The following is a 22,049-nucleotide window of genomic DNA, read 5'->3' as shown; positions in this document are numbered from 1 at the left end:
AGGATTGAAGTATTTTTATCCAGCTGAGGATTTTAAAGGATACAGAGAAATTGTAAAAATAGGCGAACCATCTGAATATACGGGTCTGGGAGTTTTAAAACTCGGAGCAAATGAAACTTATGCAGGCGAAACGAAAAATGAAGAGGTTGTGCTTGTAATTATGTCCGGAAAATGTGACATAAAGGTAAACGGTTTATCTTACCCGAACCTGGGTGAGAGGAAGGATGTATTTTCTGGCAAGGCCACTGCAGTATATGTTCCCGTGAACAGCGAATACGAAATTACCGAATCGCAGGGATTAAACCTTGAAGTCGGAGTATGTTTTGCAAAGGCGGAAAAGCAGTTTGAGCCTTTCGTGGTAAAACCCGAAGAAGTGATATTCAATCATCGGGGAATTCTAAACTACCAGAGAGATGTCTATGATATTGTCGTCGATAACGGCGAAGGCAGAGTGCAGCGAATAGTGGTGGGTGAAACTTATTCATACCCCGGTCAGTGGTCCAGCTATCCCTCCCACAAACATGACACGTACAATCCGCCATATGAAGCCAACATGGAAGAAATATATTATTTCAAGGTCAAACCCCGCGACGGTTTCGGCATTCAGGTGATGTATACCGATGACCTTTCTTTAAGGGAAGCGTATATGATCAAAGACGGGGATACGGTATTTATTCCAAAAGGCTATCATCCTGTGGCGGCTGCACCGGGATTTCAGGTCTATTATCTTTGGGTAATGGCAGGAAACTACGGCAGGAAACTTATCCCGAGGGACGACCCGAAGCTGGCCTGGCTTGAAAATATCGGTCCAATACTAAAATAGAATTAAAATGGCCTGTACAGGGCCATTTTTTCCCTTTAAAGACCTGTTGTCGGGTATTATATTAAATTTTTTTCACAAAGAAGGATTTTTCATTATTAAAACAGAATACATAATTAAATTAATTAATTAAAGTTATTAAAACGGGGAGGAAGATATTGTGGAAAAACTTAACAAACAATTATTAAAAAGTAATTTTAAGTTTCCGGAGGATTTACAGGTTCAGCCTTTTCCCGAAGACCTCCCGGAAAGAGTCATCCAGTTTGGAGAGGGCAACTTCTTGAGAGCCTTTGTGGACTGGATGTTTCATCAATTGAACAAAAACAATCTTTTTAACGGGCGCATCGTGGTGGTTCAGCCCATAGCAGAAGGTCTGGTTTCAAAATTAAATGAACAGGATGGATTGTACACGCTGATTCTGAGAGGCCTGAAAGACGGCAAGCCCACGGAATTAAAAGAAATAATAAGCTCGGTGAGCCGGGGTATAAATCCCTACACTCAATGGGACGAATTTCTCAAATGTGCAGAAAACCCCGATATTGAATTTGTCATATCGAACACCACCGAAGCAGGCATATCATATGACAAAAACGACAGCTTTGACAAAAAGCCCCCCGTATCTTATCCAGGGAAACTCACCGCATACCTCTACCACAGATTCAAACACTTTAACGGAGATCCCGCAAAAGGGATGGTCATAATTCCGTGTGAGCTTATCGACAGAAACGGCGACAATTTGAAAAAAATCATCCTCCAGCTTTCCGACGACTGGAACCTGCCAGGGGAATTCAAGACATGGATAAAACAACACAACACCTTCCTGAATACACTGGTGGACCGGGTGGTCACCGGATATCCAAAGGATGAGATAAATGAAATTAAGGAAAAACTTGGATATGAAGACGATCTGCTGGATACGGGCGAACTGTTCCACCTCTGGGTCATTGAAGGCCCCGCGGAGCTTTCCGAAAGACTGCCTTTTACAAAAATCGGCCTGAATGTGATCTGGACCGATGACATGACCCCGTACAGGACCCGGAAGGTAAGGATATTAAACGGCGCTCACACATCTTCGGTGCCGGCGGCATTCCTGTACGGCCTTGATACCGTGGGAGAGATGATGGACCATGAAGTGATGGGTAAGTATACGCGGCAAATCATTTATGATGAAATAATCCCGTCCATCGACCTGGACAAAGGCATGCTTACGGAATTTGCCGATTCGGTAGTGGAACGTTTCCGAAATCCTTATATAAAGCACTACCTCATAAGCATTCTGTTGAATTCCTCATCCAAATTTAAGACAAGGGTTTTACCATCCATACTCGAGTATAAAAAATTAAACGGCAAATTGCCGGAAAAGCTTACTTTTTCGATGGCGGCACTGATAGCCGTATATAAAGACGGAAAAGTGGAAGGCAGCACCATGAAGGCCCGCAGAGAAAAGGGTGAGTTTACCATGAAAGATGATAAATGGGCCCTTGAGTTCTTCGAAAGCACGTGGGGGACCTATGACGGCAGCAGAGAATCCGCCGTTGAAGTGGCAAGAAAAGTTCTGTCCAACACCGAAATGTGGGGTGAAGATCTCAGCAGCGTCGAGGGCTTTGCTGAAAAGGTGGGTGGCTACCTCCATCAGATTGCAAAAGATGGCATTAAGGCTACTGTGGCGGGACTTGTAAAATGAGGTTAAAAAATAAGCGACTCTTTAAACTTTAAGGGGGAGTTATGTTGTCAGATGGTCTTGAAATTTTCTGTAAAAAGCTCATTTCGGATGAGCTGACATTAGAAGAAGTAAAAAAAGAAGCAGCGGCAAATTTTGATGTTTATAGGGTTTATCCGGAATCCATTAATTACATTAAAGGTTGCTATTTCTTTTTGATTAAACAAAAAAAGCAAAAGAAACTGGTGGCTATAGAAATAGAAAAAGAAGCTTCGGCAATTACCAGGGACTTTGAAGAGGAATCCACATTCCAAATCAACGGGAAAAAAGTCAAATTAATGCCGCTCAATCACCGAAACGCCGTGGCGCTGCGCAAGTATTTTCCGTTTACTGCGCCGGTGAATTTTGGGAAAAAAGGAATGAGCGTGGGATTGGGAGACCGCCTGGGGCTTGCTTCCCCGGGCCATCTTCGCATTATTAAAAAGACCGGTGTCAGGCCCGTATTGGCACAGCAGTCGATCCGCGAGATTACTCTCACCGGCAGGACCTTTGAAGATGTGCTGGACGCCGCTTCATGGGCTGTTTTTCAGGAAGGGTACAGGCAGGGATTTGCAGCCGACGGAGATCATTTAAAGACCGAAGAAGAGGTCAGGAAGGCCCTGGACCTTGGCTTTTCCATGATAACGCTGGACTGCTCGGAAAAAATAGACAATGCCGTGTCCGCCCTGACGCAGGAAGAAGTTGACGAAAAATACAATTCCCTGCCGCAGGAATACAGGCAGCAAATGGAAAAAACTTATCTTGACAGGGAATTTGAGGCAGGGGATGTCAGGATAAGTTTTAACAGGCAGACCCTGCAAAGATTGGTCCTGATATACGGCGGAGCGCTGTCTTTTACGAAACACATATTCTTTGATGTAGTAAAACCTGCCGGCAGGGAAGTGGATTTTGAAGTTTCTATCGATGAAACCCAGACTCCCACCACTCCGGAAGCCCACTACTTCGTGGCATCCGAGCTTTATAGGATGAAAGTCGATGTCACGAGCCTTGCGCCCCGGTTTTGCGGCGAATTTCAAAAGGCCGTCGATTATATTGGCGATATTGCACAATTTGAAAGGGAATTTATAATCCATGCAAAAATCGCCGATCACTTCGGATATCGGCTCAGCATTCATTCCGGCAGCGACAAATTCAGGGTATTTCCCATCATAGGAAAATATACAAAAGGGCGGGTACATGTGAAGACCGCCGGAACTAACTGGCTCGAGGCCTTAAAAGTGATCGCCTGGAAAAAACCGGAAGTATTTAGAAGGATTTTTGTTTTCGCGCTGGAACATTTCAATGAAGCCAGAAAGTATTACCACGTTACCGCAAACCTTGCAAACCTACCCGAAATCACTGCAGTTGACGATAAAGAACTGGCGGAAGTATTAACCCACAGCGACGCCCGTCAGGTGCTTCATATAACTTTTGGTCAGATTTTAACCGCAAAAGACGGCACCGGAAAATATCTCTTCAAAGATGATATATACGATATATTGCATGAATACGAAGAATGTTATTATGAAGCCCTGGAAAATCATATAGGAAAACATATTCGACTTTTACAGGGGAAATAAATCGCTGGCGGTTGTATTCCGGCAGGAATTTAAAAACTTTTATCGAAAGATATTTAGCAGGTAAAGGTGATAGCGATGTCAAAAGGACCGGGAAACAGTAAATATGTAAAAAAAATTAACAGAATGACGGTTATGAATATAATTAAAGAGCATGAACCCATATCACGGCAGGAACTGGCAAAGATAACGGGTCTTACTCCTCCGGCTATTACGGGAATAATCCGGGAACTTCTGAATATGGGATTGGTAAAAGAAGTGGGGCTGGATAAATCCCGGGGCGGCAGAAGACCGGTTAAACTGAAGTTTAATCCTGAAGCCGGATACGTCATAGGTATTGAGGTAACGCGTTTTGAAACTTCTATGGGCATAGCGGATTTAAAAAACGACCCCACCGGAATAAATATAATTAAACTTGACATGACTGATCCCGAAACCGGAATTCCGCAGCTGGTAAATGCCATAAAGCAGGTTATGCAGGATGAAATTCACCGGGGAAAGAATTTTCTTGGCATTGGAATAGCCTTTCCCGGGCTCTTGAACGTTGGAGAGGGGGTAGTCAAGCGTTCTATCAACCTGGGGCCCAAATGGCAGGGTTTTCCGGTTAAAAAAGCTATCGAAACGCAACTGGGGCTGCCGGTTTTCGTTGAGAACAACTCCAACGCCTCCGCTCTTGCTGAGCGATGGTTTGGCGGCGGTACCGCTTACAGAAACCTGGTGTATATAAACCTGGGTGAAGGTATCAGCGCGGGAATTATAATGGATGATCGCATCGTGCAGGGATTTCAGGGTCATGCCGGGGAAATTGGGCATATTGTCATTATGGAAGAAGGACCGCTGTGCAACTGCGGCAACCGGGGGTGCCTTGAGAGTATTTGCGGCATTCCGGCTCTGGTAAGGAGGGCCAATTCCGAATTGCCGCTCACAAAAGACGGCGATCCGTTAAAAGAGGTATGGAAAACTAAGGGAAAAGTTGGTATTGATGACATATTAAAATTCGTCTCAATAGAAGGTTGTTATTCTCATGAACTTTTGAAGCAAATGGCTCGGTATGTGGGTATAGCAATAGCTGATGTGGTAAATCTTTACAACCCGGAAGCGGTTTTTATCGGTGGGAAAATGGCGGTATCGGCTAAAATCTTTTTGGATGTATTAAAAGAAACGGTAGATTCCCACGCGTTTCCGGAAATAGCAAGGGCCACCTCCATAAATGTATCTTTTCTTGATGGAAATTCAGGAGTAATAGGAGCATGTGCTCTGGCCCTGAGAGAACTCTTTAAATCGAGCTCAAATATGCTGGCCAATATTCAATTAAATAACGACAGACAGGAAGATGCAGAGGGTTTAACTACAGTGTAAAAAAGGAGAATTTTTATGAGAGTACTAAAAATTCACGAAAACGACAATGTGGCGGTAGCCCTCGAAGATATCAAAAAGGGCGAAACCCTGAACGCGGGGTCTTCCTCCATTACCGCACTGGAGAATATAGACAGGGGTCATAAAATTGCCCTGAAGGATATAAAAAAGGATGAAAATGTTGTAAAGTACGGTTTCCCCATCGGTCACGCCACATGCGATATAAAAGCCGGCCAATGGGTGCATTCACATAATCTGAAGACGGCTCTGGGCCAAATCCTGGAGTATGAATACCACCCGCAGCAGGTAGAACTCCAAAGTGTAAAATGCGATAAAACATTTTCAGGATATCGCAGAAAAGACGGTCGAACCGGAGTGAGAAACGAAATCTGGATTATCCCCACCGTAAGCTGCGTAAACAGGAGCGCGGAACTCATTGCCCGTCGTGCGGCTGAAAAATTTGCAGGTATGTCAAATATAGACGGTATATACGAGTTTAAGCATCCTTACGGCTGCTCCCAGCTGGGCCGCGATCATCTCAATACGCAGAAAATACTGGCTGACCTGGTAAGCCATCCTAACGCCGGCGGTGTTCTGGTGCTGGGCCTGGGGTGTGAAAACAATAACATACCGGAATTTAAAAAAGTCCTGGGCGGGTACGATCCGGAAAGGGTAAAATTCCTGGTGGCCCAGGAAGTGGAAGATGAGATTGAGGCCGGTGTGGGCCTGGTGGGCGAGCTGGTGGAATACGCCGCCCGATTCCGGAGGGAGGAATGCCCTCTCTCGGACCTGGTGGTGGGGCTTAAGTGCGGCGGTTCCGACGGTTTTTCCGGCATTACCGCCAATCCCCTGGTGGGCGTGTTTTCCGACAAACTCACCGCATGCGGCGGCAGTACAGTGCTCACTGAGGTGCCAGAGATGTTCGGGGCCGAAACCATACTCATGAACCGCGCCAAAAACAGGGAAGTTTTTGAGAAGACTGTGAGGCTCATAAACGATTTTAAAGAGTACTTCATGGGGTACAACCAGCCGATATACGAAAACCCATCCCCCGGCAACAAAAAAGGAGGCATCACCACCCTTGAGGAAAAGTCCCTTGGCTGCACCCAGAAAGGAGGCACCGGCCGGGTAGTGGACGTGCTGGAGTACGGGGATACGGTGAAGGAAAAAGGGCTAAACCTCCTGAGCGGCCCGGGCAACGACATGGTGGCGGCCACGGCGCTGGCGGCGGCGGGCTGCCAGATGGTTCTGTTTACCACGGGCCGTGGGACACCCCTTGGGACCGCCGTGCCCACCGTAAAAATAGCCACCAACAGTGAAATATTCCGGAAAAAATCCGGCTGGATGGATTTCGACGCGGGAAGGCTGTTGAGCGGTGAATCCATGGAAAAACTGTCGGAAGAACTTCTGGAGTTCGTTGTGAAAGTAGCCTCCGGTTATCCCACAAAATCCGAAAAAATGGGGTTCAGGGAGATAGCCATATTCAAAAACGGGGTGACTCTGTAATATTAGCACTTTAACCGCCAGCCGGGGGAGGTCGATGAAGGTGAAAACGCTTCTTGTGGGTATTAACGCTAAATTTGTCCACACCAATCTCGCCATAAGGAACATAGCGGCATACTGCAGGGGAGAAGAAATTTTGGTGTACGAGGCAACAATAAATGACGATATGGACGATGTGCTGGAAGACCTGGTCTCCTGGGGAGCGGATTTGATTGGCTTTTCATGCTACATCTGGAACATAGAGCAGGTGCTTTACCTGGCCGAAAATATCAAGAAAATAAGGCCGGAGACTATGATAGTCCTGGGGGGGCCGGAGGTTTCATACGACGTCCCCGAAATAATGGAGAAAAACGGGTATGTTGACTGCGTCATTCTCGGGGAGGGGGAGGAGCGCTTCAGGCGGCTGCTCATGGCTCTGAAAAGGAGGGGGACGGTCAAGACCATCGACGGAATAGCTTTCAGGGAAAATGGAAGAGTGACGGTAAACCCACCCCTGCAGGGGTGCCTGGATTTAAACGATATCCCCCTTTCATACGGCGAGGAGGAAGACCTGAGCAATAAACTGGTGTATTATGAAACATCGAGAGGCTGCCCTTTTAACTGCGCCTTTTGCCTTTCTTCCCTGGAAAGGAACCTGCGAAAGGCCGATCTTGATAAAGTGAAGAGGGATTTTGAATTCTTTGCAGCAAAAGGTGTCGGTGTGGTCAAGCTGGTAGACCGTTCCTTCAATTGCGATCCGGAAAGGGCTGTTAAAATCCTCGACATAATACGCACTCTGCCCGGAGAGACGGTCTTTCACTGCGAGATAAACCCCGAGCTGGTGGATGACCGGTTTATAGAAAGCCTGAAAGGCCTTGAGAAAAGGCTCCGGTTTGAGGTGGGGGTTCAAACCACCAACCCCGAGTCCCTCAAGGCCGTTTCAAGGACGGCGGATGTTGAAAGGACGCTGAGAGGCATAAAACTGCTGAAAAAAGCCGGCATAAAACTTCACCTGGATTTGATCGCCGGCCTGCCCCATGAAGATTTTTCAAGCTTTACCCGCTCTTTCAATGAGGTGTACAGCCTGGGCCCCGAGGAGATACAGCTGGGGTTTTTGAAACTTCTGAAAGGAACACGCCTGCGGAGGGAGGCGGACGATTACGGTATCCGCTACCGCTCAAAACCGCCCTACGAAGTTTTGTACACCCGGAATATGGCGTATGAAGAGCTCAGAATCCTGAAGGGGATTTCAAAACTGCTGGAGAGGTTTTACAATGACGGCAGGTTTCAATATTCCCTTTCTTATCTAATAAAAAAATTCAAGAGCCCTTTTGAAATGTATCTGTCATTTTACGACTACTGCAACAAAAAAGGCTTCCTGAGGCGAAGCCTTTCGCTGAGATCGCGGTATGAATTGCTCTTTGAATACGCCCGCACGCTCGATGTTGACCATGAATTGTTCAGAGATCTGGTCAATTTCGACTTTATGTTTCATAACGGCAAAGAGGCCCCGCCGGTTAATACACGAAGACCCGAAAACAAACGCCTTATGGAAAAGGTCCGGGCTTATGCAGGCGACCGGAAGTGGCTTGAAAAAAATTTTCCTGAGGCGCAGACTTTACCGGCACACGAAGAGGTAAAGCATGCCGCAGTAGGATATTTCAAACACGACGTTCCGGAAAATACCGGTTGCAAAGAAATTGGAATCATATTTTTTCGAAAAGACGGTGAAACACGTTATGCAAAGTTTCAACTTTAAGCCAGCATCACACGGTCTTCTACAAATTTTTCACCCTGCAGCTGCTCAAATTTATTCAAAAGCCGGGGAATGGTCAGCGTAGCCTTTTCTTCTCCCTTTATATCCAGGACGATTTTACCCTTGTGCATCATGATGAGTCTGTTGCCCATCTTAATGGCATGCTCAAGGTTGTGGGTCACCATAAGGGTTGTTATCTTATTCCTGTGAATGATCTCTTCGGTCAGGTCATTTACCAGCATGGCGGTCTTCGGGTCAAGGGCTGCGGTGTGCTCGTCGAGGAGAAGCAGCCGCGGTTTTTTCATGGTAGCCATGATTAGGGTTAAAGCCTGCCTCTGACCGCCCGAAAGCAGTTTAACCTTGGTGGTAAGGCGGTTTTCAAGGCCCAGCGGAAGTTCTGAAAGGTATTTTCTAAATATCTTCCGCTTATTAAAATCCAGGCCCCACCTGAGGGAAATATTGTTGGCCCGGCTGTATGCCAGGGATAGATTTTCCTCGATGGTCATTGAAGGCGAAGTACCCAGCATGGGGTCCTGGAACACCCTGCCTATGAAGGCTGCCCTCCTGTGTTCCGGCAGGGTGGTGATATCTTTTCCGTCAAGGAGTATTTGTCCATCGTCCACAGGGAAAACGCCGGCTATGGCGTTGAGCAGCGTGGATTTTCCAGCCCCGTTGCTGCCGATGATTGTTATAAAATCCCCTTCCTCCACTTGTAACGACAGGCCGTCAAAGACCCGATTCTCGTTTGGAGTGTTGGGATTGAAAGTCTTGGAGATATTTTTCAGGGTAAGCATTGAACTACCTCCTTTCCGCGGTCAATTTAAAGGCCTTTTTAAATCTCGGGGCGGTGAGAGCGACGATCACCACCACTGCGGTAAGCAATTTCAAATCCGAAGCCTGGGCCAGCCTGAAGGACAGCACCAGGGAAATGCTGAACCTGTATAAAAAGGAACCGAAAAGGACACCGAGAGTTCCAATAGAAATGGACCTTTCTCCCAGCAATGCATCGCCAATTATCACCGAAGCAAGGCCGGCTATTACTGTGCCGATTCCCATGCCCACATCGGCGAATCCCTGGTACTGGGCCACCAAAGCGCCCGCCAGTGCCGTTAAGGCGTTTGAAAGGGATAGCCCGATTATCTTTGTAAGGTCGGTGTTTACGCCCTGGCTGCGGATCATCTGGGGATTGTCGCCTGTGGCCCTCAAAGCAAAACCCAGCTGGGTTTTTAAAAAAGCATCAAGTAAAAACTTGATTATAAAGACAGTTATAATAAACACAGCGAGATAGATGTAAGTAAGGGGAAAACCTGCAAAATATTTTTTCATAAAGACTTCTATAAAAGAAAAAACGGTGGGCTGGTTCAATAACGGGATGTTGGGACGACCCATAATCCTTAAATTAATCGAATAAAGGGAAGTCATCGTAAGAATTCCGGCCAGGAGGTCGCTGATCTTTGCTTTGGTGTTTAAAAAACCCGTCACGAACCCGGCCGCGGCTCCGGCTATAACGGCTGCCGTCGTCGCAACAAAAGGGCTTTGGCCGCCCACAATAAGCGAGGCGGCCACTGCAGCTCCTAGAGGGAAGCTTCCATCTACCGTAAGGTCTGCGAAGTTTAGTATTTTAAATGTGATATATACCCCCAGGGCCATAATCCCGAAGACCAGGCCCTGTTCCAGGGATTTTAGCAGCATATTTTGCCACATCTGTCAACACACCTCGGATTATTTATCCAAAACCTCATCCGCCCTCGACATAACGGATTCCGGGATTTTAACGCCGAGAGCATCGGCGGATTTTTTATTGATTATAAGCTTCAGGTCCTTTGAACCTTCCACGGGGATATCCTTGGGATTTTCCCCTTTCAGAACCCGTGCGGCGATTCGGCCGGTTTGTTTGCCCAGCAGGTAGTAGTCTATTCCCAGGGTGGCCAGGGCTCCGCCCTCAACCATGCCTCTTTCGGAACCGATAACAGGGATTTTAACGTCGTTGCAAACCTTCACAACGGCGCCGATGGCAGAAGCCACTGTGTTATCGGTGGGGAGATATATCGCGTCCACTTTACCCGCCAGGGTCTGGACAGCCTGATTTACTTCGCTGCTGTTGGCCACTGTGGCTTCATGCAGGGTAAGCCCCAACTCCTGCCCCGCTTTCCTGGCTATTTCCACCTGCACCTTGGAGTTGGCCTCGGCCGCGTTATATAAGATACCGACATTTTTTGCGGAAGGAAGAATTTCCTTTAAAAGTTCCAGCTGTTCCTTAATGGGATTCATATCGGTGGTGCCCGTGACGTTGGTACCGGGTTTTTCCAGGCTCTTAACAAGGCCGGCTGAAACCGGGTCGGTTACCGCGGTAATCAAAATGGGAATATCTTTCGTGGCGTTGGCTGCCGATTGGGCGGAAGGTGTGGCTATAGCCAGGATCATGTCCACCTTTTCTCCCACAAACTTGTCGGCGATGGTCTGGGTTGTGGGAAAATCCGCCTGGGCGTTTTCCACTTCAAATGTCACGTTTTTACCCTCTTCAAAACCGGCTTCTTTAAGACCGTCTATAAATCCTTTCCGCGCAGCGTCCAGCGCGGGATGTTCAACAAACTGGGAGATGCCGATCTTGAAGGTCTTTTGATTTGAAGTGGAAGTCTTGCTTTCGGAACCTGCACTGGAACTGGTGCTGCCGGCATTTGTGTCGCTGCCGGCTTTTTGGCCGCCGCAACCGGCCACCACAAATGATAAGGAAAGGAGCAAAACCAGCGATAACACCAAGAACTTCTTCAAAACAAATGACCCCCTTTTTGTGCCGGTAAGCATGGGGGAGAAAAATAAAAAACACTCCGGTAAGAGTGCTGAAAACACTGTTTCTCCTACCATACTACCGTCCTACCGATTTACTTTGGTTTTATTATACAACTACCGGTCTTTGTTGTCAATCAAAAAGCTCGTGAAAGGAGGCAGGGTCTTTTTTTCTATGTGCGGCTGTCGTTTTCAGGCTTTTTGACCTGTGAAAATTTTATCCTAACCAATGGTGATAAAGAGGGTTTGCGGTAAAATAAAGTTTTTATGTAAATCTGAAAAATATGCAAGTAAGGCTGTAAAGTTCGTATGATGAAGCCTGTTATTCGTTAAAATTTGGGATAGACCTGTGCCCCAGGCCGATGACCACTTCGTTGAGGTTCAAAAATCCCACCCCGAAAAACATGGCCACGCTGATGTGCTCACCCCACCTTGCAATGCCGATTTTGCCTCCAACATTCAGTCCCAGAGCCTTTTGCATAACCTGGGAAAGGGCCTCCCGGGTGGCGCCCACCACGGCGCCTTCCAGCACGTGGGTTTCCTCTTCGATTACTCCTTCCCGTTTGGCGGCGACCACGGCTCTCTCGATGATCTTTTTGATAGAGTTTATGAAGTCGCCGCCAAAATCTACGGCGGCTACCTTCACATGCATTTTGGCATAGATCTGCTTCAGCTCCAGCTCCTCGCTGCGGGTGGAAAGGGCCATCTTAACGGCGATCTTGGCCACATCGATGCTTTCCAAAGGACCACCTCCATGACGACTTACCTTTTTGTCCATTTTATCCATTTTATATTATTATAGCATATTTCACCCCGCATCACATCAAACGGCTCAATAAGAAGGCGGCGAGAAATCCCCCCAGTATGCCGATATTTTCCAGACGGGTTCCAATCCTGTGAGCTTTGGGTATCATGTCTGTCCCGGTCATGAACAGTATGGACCCTCCGGAAAAGGCCATGATCATTCCAAGCCAGATTTCGCTCAGGTTTCTCAGGATGTAATAGCCGGTGAGGGCCGCCAGGGGGTCTAAAAGAGCGATGATTAAAGCCAGGACCATGGCGGCGCTGGAAGAAAGTCGCGCACGGTCAACGAGATCGCGGGTGGAGGATATGCCCTCGGGGATGTTGTGCAAAAAAATGGATAGGGCCAGGACCACTCCCAACCGCCCGCTTTTTGTGGCGAATCCGATACCCATGCTTAAAGCCTCCGGAAGGTCATCCAGCGCTGTTCCCAGTATCATCCCGGTGCCTGGAGCCACATATTTTGTCAGAAGGCCCTCTATTATATAGAAGAATATACCGCCCGCAAGAAACGCAAGAGAAGTATAGACTGGTCCGGACTGGCGGTAAGCTTCATGCATGAGCGAGAACGAGAGCACCGACAAAAGCACACCCGAACCAAATGTAAGCACGAATGCCAGCAGTTTGTCCGGGATTTTTTTTGTTCCAAGGTAGCCGCCGATCAGCACTGCCGCGCCCGAAATGGAACTGTAAAAAAATATTCTAAAAAAGGTATTCATCCCTTCTCACCCGTCCAAAAAATTTTTTAAAAAATATGGTCTGCAGGAAGGATTTAAGAAAATTTTGGGGAATTAATAAAACATATCAGAGCGAAGCGAAGTTTGGTCACAGGGTTACACAAGAAAGTTTGGGGGGTTTATTTTGCCGTATACTACATGTCCATATTGCAACAAACGCTCCTATTCTGCTGCAGACTTGAAAGTCTGGACGTGCCCTTACTGTGGACGAAAAGTGGTAGAAAAAGAAAAAGAAGAACAAGAAAAATCGACAAAGGAGCAGGGTGAATAACCTTGCTCTTTTTTATTTTTTCTTTAAAGTACCATGGTATTTGTGTTAAAATAAAATGGAATATATTTACTCATACTATAATATAACCTTTTTCAAAGGAGATAATCCCGAAAGCCGGCGCGGAAAAAAACTGGGGAAGGGAGATGCATATATGAACAGACCTGTGAGTTATTTTTTGATTGCCGCTATAGCTGTGCTTGCAGCGGTTTTAACGCTGGGTGCTGGCTTCCTTACGGAAATTATGTGGTATAAATCCACGGGTTTTTTGAATGTTTTCTGGACGATTTTTTATTCCCGGTGGGTAGTAAGGATTGCAAGCGGCGTCTTATTTTTTTTCTTTATATACATAAACCTTCTTACGGCCGGCGGAAAACTTTCCAGAGCATTGAGTTATAAATACAGGGAGGGTGTGGTCAACGATGCGCTTTCCGCGGTGCTGACCGGCAGGTGGGTGAAACGCTTTTTACTTGCCGCAAGTTTTATCCTGGCCGCAATTTTTACCGCCTTTACTTCTTCCTACTGGCTGACGGTTCAGAAATTTTTGCACCCATCCTCATTTGGGATTTCCGACCCATTATTTAAGAAAGACATAGGTTTTTATGTATTCAAGCTGCCCTTTTATCAAGAAGCTTACGAACTTGCAATTACCACGGTTGTAATGACCATGGTGGCCGTGGCCGCCTTATTCTTAATGGCACACATTGAGGAAGGTCCCGGCAGCTGGCTTGACCTGCTGGCCCGGGAAAAACAGGTGGTTTTTCTTATGGCCCTGTTTTTTGTATTAAAGGCTTACGGCTACCGGTTGTCTATGTATAACCTTTTATATTCTCCCAGGGGGGTGGCCTTTGGTGCGAGTTACACCGATGTCCATGCGGTCCTGCCGGCCTTAAAGATCATGATGGCTCTTTCGCTGGTCCTTGCGGCCCTGCTGGTGGTAAATCTGGCCGTTAAAAGGCCGGCAATGCTGGTGTGGACCCTGGGAGTTTTCATCGCCGCTTCTATAGTCTTACAGGGGGTATATCCGAATCTGGTGCAGAAGCTGCAGGTAACCCCCAATGAGTTTGTTAAAGAGGAACCTTTTTTGAAGACCAACATTGAATTCACTTTAAAGGCGTACGGCCTTGATAGGGTGGAAAGGAAGGTTTATCCGGTCAAGGAGACGGTAAACCCGGAGGTCATATTTAATAGTCCCACTCTTAAAACCCTGAGGCTCTGGGATTACAGGCCGTTACAGCAGACATACAACCAGCTTCAGCGGATAAGGCCTTACTACAATTTCGCCCAGGTGGATGTGGACAGGTACACGATAAACGGCGAGATTCGCCAGGTTATGCTGGCCGCCAGGGAGCTGGATCAGGGAAGGCTTCCGGAAGAGCGCGCCAATACATGGATAAACCGGCGACTGCAGTACACCCACGGCTACGGCCTGGTGATGAGCCCGGTCAATTCCGTATCCGCCGAGGGCCTCCCCAATTATTTCATAAAAGATATTCCTCCGGTTTCGGGCGACCCTTCACTGAAAATAAGAGAACCGAGGATATACTTCGGGGAACTCACCAGGGAATACGTGGTGGTGAATTCCAGAACACCAGAATTTGACTACCCATCCGGAGAAACCAATGCATATACGGAATACAGCGGTACGGGAGGTATACCGATAAATTTCTGGTCCCGATTGCTTTTTGCCATACGTTTTGGGGACTACAAGCTTCTGGTCTCCACAAACTTTGACTCCGACAGCAGGATTTTGTTCGACAGGGATATAAAGACCATGGTAAAAAAAGTTGCTCCTTTTATAAGGTTTGACATTGACCCTTACCTGGTGGTGGCAAGCGGCAGGCTGTACTGGATAATAGACGGTTACACTGTGACGGACCGGTATCCCTATTCGGAACCGGTTGAAGGCATAAATTACATAAGAAATTCAGTGAAAGCCGTTATAGATGCATACAACGGAACCATGGATTTTTATATGGCGGATAAAAGCGACCCCATAATAAAAAGCTATGCCGCCATCTTTCCCGGCGTCTTTAAGCCTATGGAGCGGATGCCGAAAGAGATAAAAGCCCACATAAGATACCCCGAGGACCTGTTTTTGATTCAGGCCAGGGTTTATACCCTGTATCACATGGAGGATACAAAGGTTTTTTATAATAAGGAGGATGTGTGGCAGATACCGGATGAAATATACGGCAGCGAACGACAAAAGATGGAGCCGTATTACACCATTTTGCAGCTGCCTGGAGAAAATAAGCCCGAGATGGTTTTAATGCTTCCATTTACCCCCGCCACCATTGAAAACATGCGGGCATGGATGGCTGCAAGATGTGACGGGGAAAATTACGGGAAGATAGTGCTGTACCTGTTCCCGAAGGATAAAACGGTTTACGGCCCCATGCAGATAGAAGCCAGGATAAATCAGGATTCCCAGATATCCCAGCAGTTGACCCTCTGGGACCAGCGGGGTTCGCGGGTTATCCGGGGCAATCTGCTGGTATTGCCCGTGGACGGTTCCATAATTTACGTAAGGCCCGTATTCATCCAGGGGGAACAGAGCCAGCTGCCCGAGTTATCCCGGGTTGTGGTGGCATACGGCGAGCATGTGGTCATGGAAAGGACCTTTGAGGCGGCCGTTGCCAGGATTTTTGGAGAGCCCGCCGCGGAAAGGGCGGCGCCGGTGGTTCCCGCCGGGGAAATGACTGCAGATGAAATGATAAAACGCGCCGCAACTTTATACGATGAGGCCGTAAAAGCCCAGAGAGAAGGCGACTGGGCCACGTACGGGCAGAAGATAAACGAGCTGGGGGTACTTCTTAAAAAACTTTCCGGAAAGCCGTAAAAAGCATTGATTGAAATAAAAAACCCTGCGGTTCCGAAATCGCAGGGTTTTTAACTTGTCGCCCTTGGAATTTATATTCCTTATCATTATCATTTAATCAATTTGGTTAAATCCTTATAATTTTTATCGATATGAAGGATATAGGAGGCCAGGTTGAAGGCGTGATCGCCTACACGTTCCAGGTTGTTCAACACATCAAGATATATCACGCCGGAACTCGGATTGCACTTCCCCTCATTGAGCCTTTTTATGTGGTGGGCTCTTAGTTCCTTTTCCATGTTATCAATTTCTTCTTCGTTCACCACGATTTTACTGGCAATATTTTTATCGTAATTTGAAAATGCCTCAACGGCAAGGGAAAAGGTTTCCTGCACCTTGGCGGACATTTCCACCAGTTCTTTCAGAGCTTCGTTGCTGAAGGGAAGGCGGTGTTCATCTTTGTACTCCGCCAGCTCCAGTATGTTCATGGCATGATCCCCCACTCTTTCCATGTCGTTTACGGCATTGATCATGTTTGTAATGAGGTTGGATTCGTCTGATGGCAAGGACTGGCGGGAAAGAAGCGCAAGATAACGGGTGATTTCCCGGGCAAGCTCATTGATGACCGATTCCTTTTCCCTGGCAAGTTTATCTTTTTGTTCGTTATAATACAGGAAAATGTTTATGGCATCCTTTAATGTCTCCAGCGATAATTGCCCCATGCGGGAGATTTCTTTTTTTACCTGAACCATGGCGATGGAAGGAGTTTCAAGCAATCTATCGTCTATATATTTCACGCCTCTCTCTATTACATCGGGATTGCCCGGGATGAGATATGTAACCAGTCTGACCAGAAGGAAGGCGAAGGGTAGTTGAATGATGGTGTTTGTTACATTAAAAAAAGTGTGGGCATTGGCGATCTGGCGCACGGGGTCGGAAGAGGTGTAACTTATGAGCACCTGGACCACGGGAAGTATCAATAAAAATATTAAAGTTCCTATTATGTTAAAGGTGAGGTGAAGCAGGGCCGCTCTTCGGGCGGTGATGTTGGCGCCGATACTTGCAAGAAGGGCTGTCACGCATGTCCCAATGTTGTCACCGAAAAGGATGGGCAATGCGATGGAAATGTTGACAACACCCTGGTCCGCCAGGGCTTGAAGGATGCCTATGGTGGCGCTGCTGCTCTGGACGATGCCGGTGGTAATAAATCCTGCAAACACGCCTAACAAAGGAGTTTTACCGAAATTTGCCATAAAACTGACGAATCCCGGCATCCCGGCCAGGGGTTTTAAAGCCACCTCCATGGTCTGCATTCCAAAAAATAAAAGGCCGAATCCCAGTATTACCTGTCCGATGAATTTTTGTGTTTTCTGCCTCCCGAAAATGAAAACGGCCGTCCCGAGGCCTATAGACGGAAGCGCCAGCTTGGTCAATTTGAAGGCGATGAGTTGAGCCGTCATGGTGGTTCCTATGTTGGCTCCCATGATGACGCCGATGGCCTGCATGAGGTCCATGAGACCGGCGTTAACCAGGCCCACAACCATTACCGTAGTAGCACTGCTGCTCTGGATGATGGCGGTGACCAGTGTTCCGATCAGGACTCCGAGAATCCTGTTTCTGGTGAGAAGCTCCAGGAGGTTTCTTAGCCTGTCTCCGGCTGCCCTTTCCAGGCCTTCACCCATGAGCTTCATCCCGTAAATGAACAGCCCCAGTCCACCGAATAGTGTAAATATAGAATCTGCGGACAAAAAAATCCTCTCCCCCTGTTTTTTTCCTCAAAATATTATAACAAAATCTTGGCATATTTGCATTAAAATTTACACAGTTTGTCTTAACTCCACGCCTTTTGCGTAATGCCACAATTAAAATATGCGTATTAGATTTTCTGTGCTATAAGCAGGATGCCGATAATAATAAAGGCGATCCCGGCGCCGAGATGTATATAATAAATAGGGAAGGACCTGGATATAACCGCCCCCAGGTATACGCCGATCAATGTGCTCGATATTAGGGCAAGAGACGCTCCAAGAAATACGCTGATATACGATTCATTATGTGCCGCCATCAGCATTGTGGAAAGCTGGGTTTTATCCCCCAGTTCCGCCAGAAAAACCAGTGTGAAGGTCGTTATGAAGGTTTTCCACAGGAGCAAGGCTTACAACCCCCTCCTGAGGAGCCTTCTTTTTTTTGCGGGGAAAAGGCCGATTATTTTTACGCTGGTTCTGAAAAAATCAACGGTGCTGCCGAAGACAAATCCCATGCCTGCTCCAAGTAAAATGCTGAAAACAAAGGCGTCGCCCCGGTTTAAAGCCAGTTCAAGGTTTAAGCCAAGGGCGGCCGGGATACCCAGAATTTCCCGAAAAGAATCCAGGTAATCGGTATAATACGGTATCCATGCCATTAAGCCCCATATTATTCCCATTACAACTCCTTTTCTCTGTCTTGCGGATACCATTTAGGCACACCTCCCAATGCTTTTAATAAATTTTATTCCGGTTGAGTTTCACATATTCGACATTAATGAGATTCATTACATAAAAAGTTTTCACGGCTCCCGCCAATTATCATAAGAAAATTTTTCAATGAATAAGTATATATAGGTGAGAATGGGAGGTGGAGCCAATAAGGAGATTGTGTTTTAATAAAAGAGTTGTTACATGGTTTATCTGCCTGACAACCGTATTTGCCGTGGCTTTTTCTCATTTTTGCGCCTTTTTGCCGAAGGCTGTCGGTGTTTTTGCCGGTGCCGACCGCCTGGTGCCGATTTACAGGGTTGAGACCCGTGAGAAAAAAGTGGCCATATCCTTTGACGCGGCCTGGGGTTCCGACATTACCCCAAAACTGCTGGAAATATTGAAAAGGCATAACATCAAGACAACTTTTTTCCTTGTGAAATTCTGGATGGACAAATACCCGGATATGACCAGGCGCATCGCCCGGGAGGGCCATGAGATAGGCAACCATTCGGCCACCCATCCCAGTATGGGCCGTCTCCCCAAAAGCAAGATAATAGAAGAGTTAAGCGCCACCCATGATAAGATAAAAGAGCTCACAAACCAGAACGCCACATTGTTCAGGCCGCCGTTTGGTGACTACAGCAACACTCTCATAACCACCGCCAATGAACTGGGTTATTATGTAATTCAATGGGACGTGGATTCACTGGACTGGAAGGATTTAAGCGCCGGCGCCATATACGACAGGGTGATGAAACGAGTAAAGCCCGGTTCTATAGTGCTGTTTCACAACAACGGGAAGCACACGGCGGAGGCCCTGGAACCCATTATAAATGAATTAAAAAGGCAGGGATACGAAATCGTACCCGTTTCTCAACTTTTGATAAAGGGAGATTATTATATCGACAAATCTACCGGTGAAATGAGAAAGAGTTGACGAAAAATAGAGTAAAATCTATAATATTAGTAGGAATTCTGGGTCAAGATTTTCTTGGCCTTTTCTTTTAGGGGGAAAGAAAATGAATGATATAAAGATACTCGTGGTGGACGATGAAAAGCGGATGGTCGAGCTGGTGCGGCTTTACCTGGAAAAGGAAGGATACTCCGTGGACGAGGCCTATGACGGCCAGCAGGCGCTGGATATGCTTTCAAGGTCTAAATATAACCTTGTAATCCTGGACATAATGCTTCCGGTGGTGGACGGGTGGACCGTATGCCGACAAATAAGGGAAAAATCCGATATTCCCGTCATTTTGCTAACCGCCCGAGGGGAAGAATTTGATAAGGTGCTGGGCTTTGAACTGGGTGCCGACGATTACGTGGTAAAACCCTTCAGCCCGCGGGAGCTTACGGCCCGAGTAAAAGCTCTTTTAAGGCGCCTGGGCCCCCGTGAAAAGACCGACGAAACCCTCAGCTTCCCTGATCTCATAATAGTGCCCGCTTCCAGGACGGTAAAGGTGGACGGCAGGGAAGTGGATTTAACTCCCAAGGAATTTGACCTTTTATACTTCCTTGCCAAAAATAAGGACAAGGTATTCACGCGTGAGAAGTTGCTAGAAGAAGTGTGGGGTTATGACTTCTTCGGCAGCCTGAGGACCGTTGACACCCATATAAAGCAGTTAAGGGAAAAACTGGGCCGGAGCAAGGCCGCCTCGTATATAAGTACCGTCTGGGGGGTCGGCTATAAGTTTGAGGTGATAAAGTGAATCTCAGGAAGAGCATTATCGGAAAACTCTGGTTATATATGATTCTTCTTACAATTGTAACCCTTTTGTTTTCCACGCTGGTCCTATCCAGCCTGTTTGAGGACTTCTATTTTGACATAAGGAAAAATGAGATGATAAATGAAGGCCAGCAACTCATCGCACTTATTTTGCAGGGGGTCGATCCCCTGGAGCTTCTTGATATAAGCAAATTCATCAATGCCCATGCGGTGGTGGTGGACCGCCAGGGTCTCATCAAGGCGAGCTCAAACCTTCTAAAATTTAAAGGTATGGTTTTGGATGGCAAGGAATTCGCCGAAGTCCTGAAAGGCCGCATTGTGGTTCACAAGGGATACATGCCCCAGTTCAGTGCCGCTATGCTGACGGTCGCTCTTCCCATAAAAACCGATGAAGAGGTGATAGGCGGGCTTATTTTGTATTCTCCCATGGCATCGATTCAGAATTCCATCTGGGAGATCAGGCGTCTGGTGATGATGGCCGCCGCGGGAGCGGTGCTGGTGGCTACCGGACTGAGCTTTTTCCTGTCCAGGTCCATCTCCAGGCCGCTGGTGCAGATGAAGAAAATTGCCGAGGGTATGGCGAAGGGAGATTTTGAGGGAAGGGTGGAGGTGCTGTCCGACGATGAGATAGGAACACTGGCCAAAAGCATCAACTACCTGTCCGACGCCCTGAAAAAGAACATCAACGCCCTTTCCCAGGAAAAAGATCAACTGAGGAACGTCCTTTTAAGCATGACCGACGGCGTAATAACCTTTGATAACGACGGGAACGTGCTTATGGCCAACCCCCAGGCGGAAGAGCTCTTGCGGGGCGACTCGGAACAGAATGCGGAAGACAAAGGGTTCCAGGTTTTAAGCCCATTTCTCGAAAAAGTAAAGGATACAAAAAGCTCGTTACAAGATGAAATTAAAATAAACGGCAGGGTGCTTAGCGTCAGGCTGGCCCCCCTTATGGACAAAGACCTGGGACTCTGGGGGGTGGTGGCGGTCCTGCAGGATGTAACCAGGGAGCGAAAACTGGAACATTTGAGAAGGGAATTTGTGGGCAATGTTTCCCATGAACTCAGGACGCCCCTGTCTTACCTGCAAGGATATACAGAAGCCCTTATTGACGACATGGTGGAAGACCCTGTGGAAAAAAAGAAATATTTGAATATAATCCTTGAGGAAACCCTGAGGTTGAGGCGGCTGGTGAATGAGCTTTTAGACCTGACTCAAATAGAAACGGGTCACCTGAACTTAAAGAAGGATAAGATTTCTATACGACACCTTACCGAGAGAGTCATAAAAAAAGTTACTCCAATTGCCGAGCAAAAGGGTATTGTATTAAAGACCGAATTCGAGGAATTACCGCTGGTGATGGCCGACGAGGACAGGATAGAGCAGGTGCTTATTAACCTCATCGACAACGCTTTGAGATATTCGGAAAACGGCAAGGAAATTCTTATAAAAGCGAGGACAAATGACGGCGGGGTTATGGTTTCGGTCAAAGACCAGGGGCCGGGCATTCCTGAAGATGAACTGCCTTTTGTATGGGAAAGGTTTTACAAGGTGGACAAGTCCAGAGCCCGCCACAAGGGAGGTACAGGGCTTGGTCTTGCCATAGTCAAAAATATTGTTGAGGCCCATGGAGGCAGGGTTTTTGCAAAAAACCACCCCGCCGGCGGGACCGAATTTTACTTTACTCTTCCGGTAATTCCGTAATTATCCAGTGTTAATAGCAATACACTATAAGAGGCAGGAAACCGGCATACCGGGATAAAAAC

19 protein-coding genes are annotated in these 22,049 nt (G+C 47.2%); 11 read left to right on the top strand and 8 right to left on the bottom strand.

What is annotated here, in order from left to right:
• Positions 1–4 precede the first annotated feature (4 nt).
• The 6 genes from iolB to ACKX14_RS00810 all read left to right on the top strand — a co-directional run bounded on the left by iolB (position 5) and on the right by ACKX14_RS00810 (position 8,693).
• Positions 5–823, top strand: coding sequence for a 5-deoxy-glucuronate isomerase (gene iolB / locus ACKX14_RS00835; RefSeq protein ID WP_422443692.1), 819 nt, complete (start codon positions 5–7; stop codon positions 821–823).
• Positions 824–980: 157 nt separating this feature from the next.
• Positions 981–2,504 carry a tagaturonate reductase gene (locus tag ACKX14_RS00830; protein WP_422443691.1) on the top strand — a complete coding sequence of 508 codons (1,524 nt, stop codon included), beginning with the start codon at positions 981–983 and terminating at the stop codon, positions 2,502–2,504.
• Between the two features lie 44 nt (positions 2,505–2,548).
• Entirely contained in the window at positions 2,549–4,099 is a 1,551-nt protein-coding gene (locus ACKX14_RS00825; protein WP_422443690.1) for a tagaturonate epimerase family protein, read from the top strand.
• Between the two features lie 132 nt (positions 4,100–4,231).
• Positions 4,232–5,455, top strand: a complete 1,224-nt coding sequence (locus ACKX14_RS00820; RefSeq protein ID WP_422443689.1) for an ROK family transcriptional regulator — start codon at positions 4,232–4,234, stop codon at positions 5,453–5,455.
• Positions 5,456–5,470: 15 nt separating this feature from the next.
• Positions 5,471–6,958, top strand: coding sequence for a UxaA family hydrolase (locus tag ACKX14_RS00815; RefSeq protein ID WP_422443688.1), 1,488 nt, complete (start codon positions 5,471–5,473; stop codon positions 6,956–6,958).
• Between the two features lie 34 nt (positions 6,959–6,992).
• Positions 6,993–8,693 (top strand): B12-binding domain-containing radical SAM protein, encoded by a 1,701-nt coding sequence (locus ACKX14_RS00810; RefSeq protein ID WP_422443687.1) that lies wholly within the window; start codon positions 6,993–6,995, stop codon positions 8,691–8,693.
• On the opposite strand, the gene ACKX14_RS00805 is transcribed toward ACKX14_RS00810, so the two are convergent.
• From ACKX14_RS00805 to ACKX14_RS00785, 5 genes are all read right to left on the bottom strand, one after another.
• Entirely contained in the window at positions 8,690–9,484 is a 795-nt protein-coding gene (locus ACKX14_RS00805) for an ABC transporter ATP-binding protein (protein WP_422443686.1), read from the bottom strand. The genes ACKX14_RS00810 and ACKX14_RS00805 overlap by 4 nt on opposite strands.
• A 4-nt stretch (positions 9,485–9,488) precedes the next feature.
• Complete coding sequence (locus tag ACKX14_RS00800) at positions 9,489–10,394, bottom strand: ABC transporter permease (protein WP_422443685.1); 906 nt, start codon at positions 10,392–10,394, stop codon at positions 9,489–9,491.
• 18 nt (positions 10,395–10,412) lie between these two features.
• Positions 10,413–11,462 carry an ABC transporter substrate-binding protein gene (locus ACKX14_RS00795; protein WP_422443684.1) on the bottom strand — a complete coding sequence of 350 codons (1,050 nt, stop codon included), beginning with the start codon at positions 11,460–11,462 and terminating at the stop codon, positions 10,413–10,415.
• A gap of 337 nt (positions 11,463–11,799) precedes the next feature.
• Positions 11,800–12,255, bottom strand: coding sequence for a HutP family protein (locus ACKX14_RS00790; RefSeq protein WP_422443683.1), 456 nt, complete (start codon positions 12,253–12,255; stop codon positions 11,800–11,802).
• Positions 12,256–12,295: 40 nt separating this feature from the next.
• Positions 12,296–12,997 carry a ZIP family metal transporter gene (locus tag ACKX14_RS00785; protein ID WP_422443682.1) on the bottom strand — a complete coding sequence of 234 codons (702 nt, stop codon included), beginning with the start codon at positions 12,995–12,997 and terminating at the stop codon, positions 12,296–12,298.
• A gap of 142 nt (positions 12,998–13,139) precedes the next feature.
• Between ACKX14_RS00785 and ACKX14_RS00780 the strand changes: the two genes are divergently transcribed.
• Both ACKX14_RS00780 and ACKX14_RS00775 read left to right on the top strand, forming a co-directional pair.
• Positions 13,140–13,286 (top strand): hypothetical protein, encoded by a 147-nt coding sequence (locus tag ACKX14_RS00780; RefSeq protein ID WP_422443681.1) that lies wholly within the window; start codon positions 13,140–13,142, stop codon positions 13,284–13,286.
• Positions 13,287–13,437: 151 nt separating this feature from the next.
• A complete protein-coding gene (locus tag ACKX14_RS00775) occupies positions 13,438–16,125 on the top strand; it encodes a UPF0182 family membrane protein (protein ID WP_422443680.1) in 2,688 nt (895 codons plus the stop codon).
• A gap of 89 nt (positions 16,126–16,214) precedes the next feature.
• On the opposite strand, the gene ACKX14_RS00770 is transcribed toward ACKX14_RS00775, so the two are convergent.
• The 3 genes from ACKX14_RS00770 to ACKX14_RS00760 all read right to left on the bottom strand — a co-directional run bounded on the left by ACKX14_RS00770 (position 16,215) and on the right by ACKX14_RS00760 (position 18,559).
• On the bottom strand, positions 16,215–17,852 hold the full coding sequence (locus ACKX14_RS00770) for a Na/Pi cotransporter family protein (RefSeq protein ID WP_422443679.1): 1,638 nt from the start codon (positions 17,850–17,852) through the stop codon (positions 16,215–16,217).
• 128 nt (positions 17,853–17,980) lie between these two features.
• A complete protein-coding gene (locus ACKX14_RS00765; protein ID WP_422443678.1) occupies positions 17,981–18,256 on the bottom strand; it encodes a TMEM165/GDT1 family protein in 276 nt (91 codons plus the stop codon).
• Between the two features lie 3 nt (positions 18,257–18,259).
• Positions 18,260–18,559, bottom strand: coding sequence for a hypothetical protein (locus ACKX14_RS00760; protein ID WP_422443677.1), 300 nt, complete (start codon positions 18,557–18,559; stop codon positions 18,260–18,262).
• Between the two features lie 158 nt (positions 18,560–18,717).
• Here ACKX14_RS00760 and ACKX14_RS00755 point away from each other — a divergent pair, with 158 nt between their 5' ends.
• The 3 genes from ACKX14_RS00755 to ACKX14_RS00745 all read left to right on the top strand — a co-directional run bounded on the left by ACKX14_RS00755 (position 18,718) and on the right by ACKX14_RS00745 (position 21,987).
• Positions 18,718–19,497 (top strand): polysaccharide deacetylase family protein, encoded by a 780-nt coding sequence (locus ACKX14_RS00755; protein ID WP_422443676.1) that lies wholly within the window; start codon positions 18,718–18,720, stop codon positions 19,495–19,497.
• Positions 19,498–19,579: 82 nt separating this feature from the next.
• A complete protein-coding gene (locus ACKX14_RS00750) occupies positions 19,580–20,266 on the top strand; it encodes a response regulator transcription factor (protein ID WP_422443675.1) in 687 nt (228 codons plus the stop codon).
• A complete protein-coding gene (locus ACKX14_RS00745; protein WP_422443674.1) occupies positions 20,263–21,987 on the top strand; it encodes an ATP-binding protein in 1,725 nt (574 codons plus the stop codon). Before ACKX14_RS00750 ends, ACKX14_RS00745 begins: the two co-directional genes overlap by 4 nt.
• The last annotated feature ends 62 nt before the right edge of the window (positions 21,988–22,049 follow it).

It is taken from the genome of Thermorhabdus hydrogeniformans, assembly GCF_049310025.1.
Lineage (GTDB): Bacteria > Bacillota > Thermosediminibacteria > Thermosediminibacterales > Tepidanaerobacteraceae > JBJYKD01.
This window is presented reverse-complemented; position numbering and strand designations above follow the sequence as displayed.

Bases quoted from the DNA above. Each gene is read 5' to 3' on its own strand.
- ACKX14_RS00760 (WP_422443677.1), bottom strand. From the start codon at position 18,559: ATGGTATCCGCAAGACAGAGAAAAGGAGTTGTAATGGGAATAATATGG.
- ACKX14_RS00790 (WP_422443683.1), bottom strand. From the start codon at position 12,255: ATGGACAAAAAGGTAAGTCGTCATGGAGGTGGTCCTTTGGAAAGCATC.
- ACKX14_RS00750 (WP_422443675.1), top strand. From the start codon at position 19,580: ATGAATGATATAAAGATACTCGTGGTGGACGATGAAAAGCGGATGGTC.
- ACKX14_RS00775 (WP_422443680.1), top strand. From the start codon at position 13,438: ATGAACAGACCTGTGAGTTATTTTTTGATTGCCGCTATAGCTGTGCTT.
- ACKX14_RS00800 (WP_422443685.1), bottom strand. From the start codon at position 10,394: ATGTGGCAAAATATGCTGCTAAAATCCCTGGAACAGGGCCTGGTCTTC.
- ACKX14_RS00810 (WP_422443687.1), top strand. From the start codon at position 6,993: ATGAAGGTGAAAACGCTTCTTGTGGGTATTAACGCTAAATTTGTCCAC.
- ACKX14_RS00785 (WP_422443682.1), bottom strand. From the start codon at position 12,997: ATGAATACCTTTTTTAGAATATTTTTTTACAGTTCCATTTCGGGCGCG.
- ACKX14_RS00820 (WP_422443689.1), top strand. From the start codon at position 4,232: ATGAATATAATTAAAGAGCATGAACCCATATCACGGCAGGAACTGGCA.
- ACKX14_RS00805 (WP_422443686.1), bottom strand. From the start codon at position 9,484: ATGCTTACCCTGAAAAATATCTCCAAGACTTTCAATCCCAACACTCCA.
- ACKX14_RS00815 (WP_422443688.1), top strand. From the start codon at position 5,471: ATGAGAGTACTAAAAATTCACGAAAACGACAATGTGGCGGTAGCCCTC.